Here is a 9,992-nt window from a genome sequence, read left to right on the forward strand (position 1 = left end):
TCGGCATCGGTAAACGGGTAATAGATCATGCGTAGCGGCACAGCCGGGCAATACTGCGGCGCACTGATGGCCCGCATCGGGCCTGGCCCCATCATCGCCAGATCGGGTCTGGACGGCACCGGCTCGAGATCCGGTTCCGCTTGCAGGCTAGCACAAGCGCCCAGCAGGGCACTCAAGCCTGCGGTCACAAAAATCCGGCACAACATCGCGTTCTCCTGAAGAAGAATCCCGCCCTAGTCGCAGACGGAATCTACCCAGCATAGGCAAGGCGGGCGGCAAATGCCGGCCTTGCCTGCAGCAGACGCGAGCCTGTCAGTGTTTATTGTGCGTAAGACACATCCGCGCGGCGATTTTCGGCGTGGTCGGTCGGGGAAGCGCCTTCGGCACGCGGCTTTTCCTTGCCATAGCTGACGGCTTCAAGTTGGGCATCTTTCACGCCCAGCACTTCCAGCGAGTTCTTCACGCTCTCGGCGCGGCGCTGGCCCAGACCCAGGTTGTACTCGCGGCTGCCGCGGGCATCGGTATTACCCTGAATCTGCACTTTTTGCTGTGCATTAAGCTTGAGGAATTCGGCGTGAGCGGCCACCTTGGCTTGCTGGTCGGCCTTGACGGCATTGGAGTCGAAGTCGAAGTAGATGCTTTCGCCGGCCAGACGGGCACGCTCGGCCTGCATGCGCGCCTGTGCCGCAGCCTGAGCCTGCGCCTGAGCGTCCACAACAGGGGCAACCGGCGCCACGACAACCGGCTGGGCCGGCTGTTCGGTCACGGCGGCCGGCGGCTGGGTACTGGAGCAAGCGGCGAACAGGGAAACAACTGCGGAAGCCATCAATACGCGTTTAAACATGAAACTCTCCTGAGTGTGAACGGCATGACAGCACCGTCACGGGTTGAATGGGCCCCAAGCGGGATCCTGAACTTCTCCATTGATAACGCCTAGCCTGACCTTGCTGGCAGCATCGGGCGAACTGGCCCACAGCACGCTGCGTCCGCCCTGCTCGCTGGCAAACAGCACCATGCGGCCATTGGGTGCAAAGCTGGGGGACTCGCCGAAACTTTCGTCGCTGACCACGCGCGCGTCTCCGCTGGCCAGATCCTGCACCACCACGCGGAAACGTCCGCCCTCGCGGCGCATATAGGTGATGGATTTGCCATCCGGCGCAAAGCGTGGCGACACGTTATACGCGCCCTGCCAGCTGATGCGCTTGGCGGCACCGCCAGCAAGCGGTTGCAGATAAATCTGCGGCCCGCCGGCACGATCCGAGGTAAAGGCAATCTGGCTGCCGTCGGGACTGAAATCGGGTTCGGTATCGATGGCATCGCTATGGGTCAGCCGGCGCGGCGCTCCGCCATTGGCATCCAAGAGATAAATCTGCGAATTGCCGCTGGAAGTCAGCACCACCGCCAGACGGTTGCCGTCGGGGCTCCACGCCGGCGCCGAGTTGCTGCCCTTGAAGTTGGCGACCATCTTGCGCTGGCCCGAAACCAGATCCTGCACCCATACCACCGGCTTTTGCGTCTCGAACGAGACATAAGCCAGCTTGCGTCCATCCGGGCTCCAGGCCGGCGAAATGATGGGCTCTCTCGAGCGCAGGATGGTGCGCGCATGCTGGCCATCCACATCCGCGATCTGCAGCTGATAACTGGCGCGCCCCTGTTTCAGCACATAGGCGATGCGGCTATTGAAAAAACTCTTTTCGCCGAACAGGGCCTGATACACCTGATCGGCAATCTGGTGCCCGACCTCACGCAGACTGGACGCGGGCACGTCAAACTCGCCCTGCGCCAGCGTCTTTTTCGGCGCCAGCTGTTCCAGATAGAAGGTCACCCGGGTATTGCCGCCGCTACTAGGCAGCTGGCTGCCGGCCAGCACCGCATTGGCGCTTAGCGCACGCCAGACGCCGGCATTCACCGCCGCCGGCGTAGCGACCGTCATCTCGGCATTGGGCGGGGTGATGATATTCAGCATGCCGGTCAGTGCCAGATCACTTTTCACCACCGCGCTGACCGTCCGGTTCGCAGCTTCACCGGCCAAGGCCGGCACCGCCAGCGGATAACGGTTGGCACCGCCGCCGACGATATCCACCGTCAGCTCGGCCTGCGCCAGCAACGGCGTGAGACAGGCCAGCACGGCCAGGGTATTGCGTACCCGCTTGATCATTACTTCATCCTTTTAGTCGTGCGGCCGGAATTTGAGCGTGTATTCGCGAAAATCGGCGAAACGGGCACCGGCAGGCAATGGCGGGAAAGAACGTGTCTGCCACACGGCATCCTGTACCGCGCGGTCATACGCGGCGTTGCCGCTGGATTTGACGAGTTGCACCGCACGCACTTCCAGCGTCGGCAGCAAGCTGACCCTGACCACGGCTTCGGGGTTGCCGCTCATGCCCGGCGGCACCATCACATACGGCCGCACCCGGCCGCGCACCTTGTTCAGGTAAGCGCCGCTATCCGGCCCGCTACCCTGGGCGACGCCATCACGGGCGCCACTTGGGCCACCCTTTTGCGTCACGCTGGCACGCCCGCTGCCGGTCGGCCCATCCAGATCGGCCAGCAAATCATCGGCGGCATTACCGCTTTTGGCGCCGGGTTTGGCCTTGGCAGGTGGCGCAGGCTTGGCGACTTTTTCCGCCGCGACAGGCTTGGCGTCTGCCGGTTTGGACGGCGCAGGCTTGGGTACGGGCTTGATTTCCGGCTTGACTTCCTGCTTTTGCGGCGGCTTAAGCGGTGGCGGCTTTTTCTCGCTGGCGGCCAGCTTGACTTCAGCCTCGGCCAAGGGCGGAGCCGGCGGGACGACAGGCGCGGGCGGGCGAACAGGCTCGGGAGCGGCCACAGCAGGCGGGGTCTGCGGCTCGGCCACGGCACCCTGCGCGCCACGCCCCTTGCCGCTACCACCGCCGGCCCATAATTCAACCGCCAGCGGTGCACTCGTCAGCGGCAAAGGCTCGGGCGCAAAGCGCAACAGCACTAAAGCCAGCACGCCTGCATGCATGAGCAGCGACAAGCTCAAACCCGGCCAGCTGAGCCGGCCCTTATCCTTCATGCCATACACCACGCCTTACTGCCCCTGACGCACGGTCAGCGCTACCCGGCTAATCCCGTCCTGATACAGGCGGTCGGCAATTTTCACCACATCGCTGTACTTGGCATTCTGGTCGGCTGAAATCGCCACCGGCCGGCCTCCCTGCGCCAGCGGCAGAATGGCGGCCACCAGCGCATCCAGCGAATCGACGGCATGGGTCTTGCCATCCAGCGCCCATGCATAGCGCCCGCCGGCATCGTACTGCACCTCGACCGGTGCCTGATCGACCTGGGCCGCGCGACTGACGCTAGGCACATCGATCACGCCGGGCGTAAACATCGGCGCGGTCACCATAAAGATCACCAGCAGCACCAGCATTACGTCGATATACGGCACCACATTCATTTCATTCACAAGGCGGCGGGGTTTTCGATTCAGCATAAGGATAATTTGGCCATCGTTTTATAAAGACAACATGTGCTAGCGCAGAGTTCAACGACGTAGCAATAAAGTCACGCCATCACCTAGCGGCAATACGCACAACTCGAAGCGGCTATCGTGCTTGAGCGCAGCATTAAAGTCATGCATCAGCTGCACACTGGGCGGATCATCGGCCTGCGGCGTCACCACCCGGCCGGACAGAAAAATATTGTCCACCGCGATAATGCCGCCCTTGCGTACCAGACGCGCGCAGGCATCCAGATAGGCGGGATAGGATGGCTTGTCGGCATCGATAAATGCAAGATCAAACTCGCCCTCGCGTCCCTCGTCCAGCAAGGACTGCAGGGTATCCAGCGCCAGCCCCAGACGCAGATCGATGCGATCGCCCACGCCGGCCTTATCCCAGTGCGCACGCCCGATGGCGGTAAAATCGGCGCGCACATCGCAGGCCAGCACACGCCCGTCATCGGGCATGGCCAGCGCCACCGCCAGCGTGCTGTAACCGGTAAACACGCCGATTTCCAGATAACGGCGCACGCCGGTCAAGCGGGCAAGCCAGGCCATGAACTGGCCCTGCTCGGGTGCGATCTGCATCTTGGCAAAGCGCAGCTCTGCGGTGGCCTCGCGCAACTCGCGCATCACGGGGTGCTCGCTGACACCGATCTGCAACAAATAATCGTGCAGGGTTTCATCCAGCGGCAGGGTACGACTGGTCATGCTTTACTCACAAAAACGAAACGCCCGCGATGGGCGTTTGATAGATAATCATGCGTAGCTTAGTCCGGCTGGTAAACGTAGGGTTTCTGCGCCACGCGCGCTTCTTTCCAGCGGCGCTGATCGTCCAGATCCACTTCGCGCTCCCACCAGGTCAGACGCAGCTCGCGGCGCTCGGTGTCGACTTCCGGATGCTTTTCCAGAAAGCCGTTCATGAATCGGGTGAATTCGGATTGATACATCTTGTTATTCTCCGTTTGTTGTACGCGGATTGTAACCGAAAACCCGTACCGCAACATGACAGCCGCCTCAGCCGGCACACTCCACAGGCTGTGGCCGCGCATACAGCGGCTGGTCGACCACCAGGCTATTACCCACCACCTGCTTGGCTTTCTTCTTCACCTGCGCAGCGGCTTGCGCCACCTCGTCGTGGCTGGCAAAACGCCCGGCATGGCAGTTGACCACGCCAACAGATAGCGAAGTCAGCGGCATGAAGGCCATGTCGCCCCCGCGGCTGTTCACCTCGTAGCCGCCCTGCAGTACATGCTCCTCGGCAAAACAGTGGCGCACCTCGCGCTCGAACTGCGGCAGCAAGCGTTGCAGACGGGAATGCCAGTCCGCGCTTTCCATCACCACCACAAAGTCGTCGCCGCCGACATGGCCGACAAAGTCCTGGCGCGCATCCGATGCCTCCAGCAGCAGCCGTGCCACGAGACAGATGATGCGGTCGCCGGCGCTGTAACCGTACAGATCGTTGAACGGCTTGAAGTTATCCAGATCGGCATAGGCGACGACGAAGTCGCGTACCGTCTGCAGCTTGAGCGCCAGCGTCTCGCTGATGGGCACATTGCCCGGCAGCCCGGTCAGCGGGTTGGCGTAACGCGCCTCGTTGATCTGCAACTCGGTAATCTTGCGGATCAGGTCGAAACCGGTCGCCATGCCCAGATAGCGGCCACAGTCGGTCACCACGAAACCGTCGATCAGTGTATTACGGCCGCTGATTGCGACCTGTGCCGACAACTGATGCAGGTCCAGCGCCGCATCGACGCACATAGGCTCCCTATCGGCCATGGTCACGCACGGTTTCTTGCCGAACAGCTCGCGGTTGAATGGCCGGGCAAAACGCTCGAGCAGGGTGTGGCGGCGCAGGATGCCGACCGTCTCGCCCTGCTCGACCACCGGAATGGTCAGCAGCTCGGGGTCGGAAGCAAAACGCCGGTAGGCAATTTCATTAGGCTCATCCGGCGCCAGCGGCTTAATCGCGGCACACAGTTCGCGCGCGGTCAGCCGGCCGCTGACCGGCAATGCCGGCCCGCTGTGTGCGTCGAACATCACCGCCGCCTCAAGCTGTGCGTGGTGTGGCGAACTTTGCGGCCGGCCCAGCAGATAGCCCTGACCATAGCTGACACCCAACTGTTGCAGGATGCGCATCTCCTGCAGGGTTTCTATTCCCTCGGCAATCAGCTGCGCACGCGACGCACGCGCCAGCTCGACTACACTACGCACCACCTGTTCCTTGAACGGTTCCTGTTGCAGGCGGTAAGCGAAATGCTTGTCCAGCTTGACGTACTCCGGCCGCAGCTCGGACCACAGCCGCAGATTGGAAAAACCCTCGCCCATATCATCGAGCGCCAGACGAAAGCCGTGCGCACGCAGGCGCTCGACGGCAGCCTTCAGCTCCTGATAGCCGGTAGACGGCTTGAACTCGGTCAGCTCGATCACGATACGCGACACCGATAAGCCCAGTTGCCGCAGCAGGGCAACCGATGCACCGGCATCCGCACTCCACGCCATCAGCCCATCGGGCGTCATATTGAGAAACAGCGTGGCATCCAGTCTCTGACGGGCAAAAGCTGCAAACACGGTGTCGCGACAGCGCGCATCCAGCTCGGCCAGGCGGCCGTAATGCGCGGCGCGCGCAAACAATTCCAGTGGTGCCTCCAGCAGACTGCCGCGCGGCCCGCGCACCAGCGCCTCGTAGCCGAGCAGCTTGCCGGCAGCCAGGCCGAGAATGGGCTGAAACAGAACCGACAACTCGCCGCCGGCAATTACGGCTTCAAGCTCGGGGCAGGATGGCGCTAAGGTTTGGGATAGTTGGGACACGGTAATACCCGGGCAACGACAGATGCGCGCAATCTACCGCCAAAACATGACATAAATATAAAACACCACATGACTGCAATAATTGACGACGCCGTGCAGGGCAGCAAACGGGCATAGCCGTTTAGCGCGCATGCGCAAGTGATGGATCAGACAGCGATGGCAGCTGCCGCGACAGATAGCAAACGGGCACTTGAGGACACGCGTTAGAATGGCGGCCCCACCGCCACTCAAGGATTCAGCATGACCCCGACCGAACGCCAGACGCTGGCCGATTTTCTTGTCCACCCCGAGCACGAGGGGCGCGCCATGAATATGGCGATGCTGGAAGGCTATCTCGCGGCACTGGTGATCGGGCCGTCTACCGTCGCGCCGTCCTTGTGGTTTGCCCGGGTGTGGGACCACGAAAACGGCAAACAGGCGCCGGCGTTCGACAGCATGGACCAAGCCAACGCGATACTGGGTAGCCTGATTGCCTGCAACAACCTCATCTCCGAGCAGTTTGCCCGCGACCCGGCCGGCTTCACGCCCTTGTTTGCCACGGAGCCCGCGCAAAGCGCCACCGATTGGGGGCAGGGCTTTTATCTGGCCATGGGCTTTGCCCGCAACGAATGGGCACGGCTGATGAGCGAGCATCCGGCCTGGTTCCAGCCTCTGTTGCAGCCGGCGACACCCGCCGATGCTGCCAAAAGCAGCGCGGCACTGGCCAAGATCCATACCTTCTGGCAACACGGCCATCCGGCCCGTACACCACAAGAACCGCTGCGCCGCGTCGATAGCAAGATCAGCCGCAACGACCCCTGCCCCTGCGGTTCGGGCAAGAAATTCAAGAAGTGCTGTGGATAAAAAAGATAAACCGGCCGCATCTGTGGATAGATTGGGCACAGGCGGCAAAGTTTGCGCGTGATCAATACCCGCTGATGAGGGGCAAGGCAGAATGGATCGCTTTCTCAAGCATTCTGTCTGCCAATACCCGATGCAATACCCTGTAAAATACCTACTCGATGCGCTACCCGATCTGTCCCGCAGTGAAGCCCTGCTGAAAGAGCTGTGCACACAATCGCCGGAAACACTGTCCCGTTTGGGGCAAGAGCTGATGCAGACGCTAAGCAAGGTCAAGGCCGAGCTTGACACGCTGCGCCACAACAGCCCGCTGCTGTAAACCATGCGGCCACTCCGGCATGAGTAAAGCCGGCATCTAAGCACCTTTTTATAAACAAAGGACGCCGCACTTGGCCTTACTCACCCTGACGCGTGGCAAATATGCCAGCCTACATATCCGGCCTCGCTGGCCTGCCCGGCAGATACAGGTCGATTTAAAAGCCTTAGATCGGCTGCAGCGTGTTCAGACCAAACTGCCTCAGCACATTAGCCTGATACTGACGCGAGGCTACGAGAAAAAAGCATCCCGTCTTGGTTTAGCCCGCAAACAGTTTCGTCTGCTCGGCATCGGCGCATTTCGCCTGTTTTACTCCAATAGGCGAAATGAAATAGCCGCTATTTTTGGAAGCAACGGCCACGATGTAGACGGCATGCACGTTGATGTTTCTCTTCTATTGCATGGACATCGTGTCAGGCTACTCCCTCTGGGCGTATTCACCCCCCTATTCTGGCAACAGCGCCGGGTAGCACGATTTTCACTTCCGCTGAGTCAGGTCAAGCAAGCCCTTATTAACGAAGGCTTTCGAATCCACTCAAATCCGACAGAAAGCCTGCAAATCCATTGTGATCTCGCGGCTTAATGTCCTGGATATGTCCCCGCTTGCTCCGCCATCAGGCCAGCCTAGCGCTGCTGTAAACCGCGCCTACAGCAGCGGCGACACCAGGTTGGCCATCCCTTCCTTGAGCCGTGCCGCCAAGCCGCGCCGCTGCCAGAGTCCGGCCTCGACTGCCAGCGCATCCTGTTCATAGGATTGCTGCAAGGCAATCAGGTCATGGGTAAAGCGGGCATCCAGCACCAAGAGCATCAATTCGAAATTCAGGTGCAGGCTGCGCATATCCAGATTGACGGTGCCGAACAGCGACAAGGTGTCATCCACGGTGATGCTTTTGGTGTGCAGCAGGCCACCACGGTACTGCATGATATGGACGCCGGCGGCGAGCAGATCATCGAAATACCAGCGGCTGGCATACTGCACCAGACGCGAATCGTTTTTCTCCGGCAACAACAACCTCACCTCCACCCCGCGTAATGCCGCGTTCTGCAAGGCCAGCGATAGCGCATCCCCGGGCACGAAATAAGGCGTCGTCAGCAATAAGCGGGTGTGGGCGCGGTTGACCGCTTCCAGTATCAACCTGAGATTGACGCCCTTGTCGACGCCGGGGCCGGACGGCACCACCTGCACCACCGAGGGCGGCAGTGCCGGCAAGGCCAGCGTCGCGCTTTCTTGCGCAGGCGGCTCACCAGTTTGCAGTATCCAGTCGTAGGCGAAGACCGTGCGCAGCGCATCCAGTGCCGGGCCCTCGATACGCACCATGGCGTCCACCCATTCGCCAACGCCGGCATTCTGCTTGAAGTAGCGCGGATCAAGCAGATTGAGGCTGCCGGTATAGCCGGCGCGATTGTCTATCAGCGCGATCTTGCGGTGCAGGCGCAAATCGGCACGCACGAAGGGCATCTGCCAAGCGCGCACCATCATCGCCGCCTCGACCCGGATACCTGTTTTACGCAGCCGCGCAGCACCGCCGCCGGCCAGATAGGCCTTGGAGCCCATCGCATCCAGCAGCACCCGGCATACGACACCGCGCGCAGCCGCCGCGATCAGCGCCGCCTCGACTTCATCTGCCGCGCCGCCCGCATTCCAGATATAAAAAGCCAGATCGACCCGTTCATGTGCGGCAGCAATATCGCGCGCCAGCGCCCGCAAAATGGCACGGGTGTCGCTCATCAGGGTCAGCGTATTGCCGGCACAAGGCGGCAGATGGGTGAGCCGGGTCGCCATCGCGGCCATGGCATCAAAATCGCGGCTGGCAGCCGTCGCCGGATGCGGTGCCTGATGCCCCGGCAACAGCCAGCCGCGAAAGTGCCGGGTGTATTCCAGCACCCGCTGGTGACGCGAGCGGCCTATCGGACGCTCGCCCACCAGCAGGTAGAGGACAAAACCGCCAAAAGGCACGGCCAGCGTCACCAGTATCCAGGCAAAGCTGGAGCCTGGCGGATGGCGGGTCAGCATTACCCTGAGTGCCACACCAATGACCAGAAGGGCATCGAGGGCGATGATCAGGGTGCCGACCCAGTTCCAGTTGTCCATCAGTCGCTCCGTTTTTTGGCTACTGACAGTCTAGAGGCCATGGCCTGCCCTTAGCGATCCGGATGATAAGGTTTGCCCAGCGACAAGGGCTGGTTCAGCAAAATGGTGCGCGGATTGCGGCAGATCAGCACCAGTACCAGAATGGTCGCCAGATACGGCAGCATGGACAAAAATTCCGACGGAATCGCCAGCCCCAGCGCCTGAGCATGGAACTGCAGCACCGTCATGCCACCGAATAGCCAGGCACCCAGCAACACCCGCTCCGGACGCCAGGTGGCGAACACCACCAGCGCCAGCGCAATCCAGCCGCGGCCGGCGGTCATGCCCTCGACCCACATCGGGGTATTCACCAGCGACAAAAAGGCTCCGCCCAGCCCCGCCATCGCGCCGCCGAACAGCACGGCCAGATAACGGATGCGCCGCACCGGATAGCCGATGGCGTCGGCCACCGCCGGCTTTTCACCGAC

At 61.5% G+C, this 9,992-nt stretch carries 13 protein-coding genes; 3 read left to right on the top strand and 10 right to left on the bottom strand.

Annotated features, from left to right (window positions below):
• From ACRC1E_RS13130 to ACRC1E_RS13165, 8 genes are all read right to left on the bottom strand, one after another.
• On the bottom strand, positions 1-206 hold a 206-nt coding region (locus ACRC1E_RS13130), incomplete at its 3' end, for a hypothetical protein (protein WP_438515538.1).
• 113 nt (positions 207-319) lie between these two features.
• On the bottom strand, positions 320-844 hold the full coding sequence (gene pal, locus ACRC1E_RS13135) for a peptidoglycan-associated lipoprotein Pal (protein ID WP_438515539.1): 525 nt from the start codon (positions 842-844) through the stop codon (positions 320-322).
• A 36-nt stretch (positions 845-880) separates the two neighbouring features.
• Positions 881-2,158, bottom strand: a complete 1,278-nt coding sequence (gene tolB / locus ACRC1E_RS13140; protein ID WP_438515540.1) for a Tol-Pal system beta propeller repeat protein TolB — start codon at positions 2,156-2,158, stop codon at positions 881-883.
• Positions 2,159-2,170: 12 nt separating this feature from the next.
• On the bottom strand, positions 2,171-3,040 hold the full coding sequence (locus tag ACRC1E_RS13145; protein WP_438515541.1) for an energy transducer TonB: 870 nt from the start codon (positions 3,038-3,040) through the stop codon (positions 2,171-2,173).
• Between the two features lie 15 nt (positions 3,041-3,055).
• A complete protein-coding gene (locus ACRC1E_RS13150) occupies positions 3,056-3,433 on the bottom strand; it encodes a biopolymer transporter ExbD (protein WP_438515542.1) in 378 nt (125 codons plus the stop codon).
• Between the two features lie 78 nt (positions 3,434-3,511).
• On the bottom strand, positions 3,512-4,177 hold the full coding sequence (locus ACRC1E_RS13155) for a class I SAM-dependent methyltransferase (RefSeq protein WP_438515543.1): 666 nt from the start codon (positions 4,175-4,177) through the stop codon (positions 3,512-3,514).
• Between the two features lie 59 nt (positions 4,178-4,236).
• Positions 4,237-4,416, bottom strand: coding sequence for a DUF3460 family protein (locus tag ACRC1E_RS13160; protein WP_438515544.1), 180 nt, complete (start codon positions 4,414-4,416; stop codon positions 4,237-4,239).
• Between the two features lie 67 nt (positions 4,417-4,483).
• A complete protein-coding gene (locus ACRC1E_RS13165) occupies positions 4,484-6,277 on the bottom strand; it encodes a GGDEF domain-containing protein (protein ID WP_438515545.1) in 1,794 nt (597 codons plus the stop codon).
• Positions 6,278-6,517: 240 nt separating this feature from the next.
• Between ACRC1E_RS13165 and ACRC1E_RS13170 the strand changes: the two genes are divergently transcribed.
• From ACRC1E_RS13170 to ACRC1E_RS13180, 3 genes are all read left to right on the top strand, one after another.
• Positions 6,518-7,120 (top strand): UPF0149 family protein, encoded by a 603-nt coding sequence (locus ACRC1E_RS13170; protein WP_438515546.1) that lies wholly within the window; start codon positions 6,518-6,520, stop codon positions 7,118-7,120.
• Between the two features lie 130 nt (positions 7,121-7,250).
• Positions 7,251-7,436 carry a hypothetical protein gene (locus ACRC1E_RS13175; RefSeq protein ID WP_438515547.1) on the top strand — a complete coding sequence of 62 codons (186 nt, stop codon included), beginning with the start codon at positions 7,251-7,253 and terminating at the stop codon, positions 7,434-7,436.
• Positions 7,437-7,506: 70 nt separating this feature from the next.
• Positions 7,507-8,016 carry a hypothetical protein gene (locus ACRC1E_RS13180; RefSeq protein WP_438515548.1) on the top strand — a complete coding sequence of 170 codons (510 nt, stop codon included), beginning with the start codon at positions 7,507-7,509 and terminating at the stop codon, positions 8,014-8,016.
• Positions 8,017-8,079: 63 nt separating this feature from the next.
• Here ACRC1E_RS13180 and cls read toward each other — a convergent pair whose 3' ends face one another.
• Together cls and ACRC1E_RS13190 are read right to left on the bottom strand one after the other, a co-directional pair.
• On the bottom strand, positions 8,080-9,525 hold the full coding sequence (cls, locus tag ACRC1E_RS13185) for a cardiolipin synthase (protein ID WP_438515549.1): 1,446 nt from the start codon (positions 9,523-9,525) through the stop codon (positions 8,080-8,082).
• A 50-nt stretch (positions 9,526-9,575) separates the two neighbouring features.
• Positions 9,576-9,992 (bottom strand): ABC transporter permease (locus ACRC1E_RS13190; RefSeq protein ID WP_438515550.1); only part of this gene is annotated, 417 nt, incomplete at its 5' end.

Origin of the sequence: Craterilacuibacter sp., assembly GCF_051659485.1 — a bacterium.
In the GTDB taxonomy this organism is placed as follows: Bacteria; Pseudomonadota; Gammaproteobacteria; order Burkholderiales; family Chromobacteriaceae; genus Craterilacuibacter.

Excerpts from the sequence above, each read along its gene's own strand:
- pal (WP_438515539.1), bottom strand. The coding sequence starts at position 844 with ATGTTTAAACGCGTATTGATGGCTTCCGCAGTTGTTTCCCTGTTCGCC.
- ACRC1E_RS13155 (WP_438515543.1), bottom strand. The coding sequence starts at position 4,177 with ATGACCAGTCGTACCCTGCCGCTGGATGAAACCCTGCACGATTATTTG.
- tolB (WP_438515540.1), bottom strand. The coding sequence starts at position 2,158 with ATGATCAAGCGGGTACGCAATACCCTGGCCGTGCTGGCCTGTCTCACG.
- ACRC1E_RS13170 (WP_438515546.1), top strand. The coding sequence starts at position 6,518 with ATGACCCCGACCGAACGCCAGACGCTGGCCGATTTTCTTGTCCACCCC.
- cls (WP_438515549.1), bottom strand. The coding sequence starts at position 9,525 with ATGGACAACTGGAACTGGGTCGGCACCCTGATCATCGCCCTCGATGCC.
- ACRC1E_RS13175 (WP_438515547.1), top strand. The coding sequence starts at position 7,251 with ATGCAATACCCTGTAAAATACCTACTCGATGCGCTACCCGATCTGTCC.
- ACRC1E_RS13160 (WP_438515544.1), bottom strand. The coding sequence starts at position 4,416 with ATGTATCAATCCGAATTCACCCGATTCATGAACGGCTTTCTGGAAAAG.
- ACRC1E_RS13145 (WP_438515541.1), bottom strand. The coding sequence starts at position 3,040 with ATGAAGGATAAGGGCCGGCTCAGCTGGCCGGGTTTGAGCTTGTCGCTG.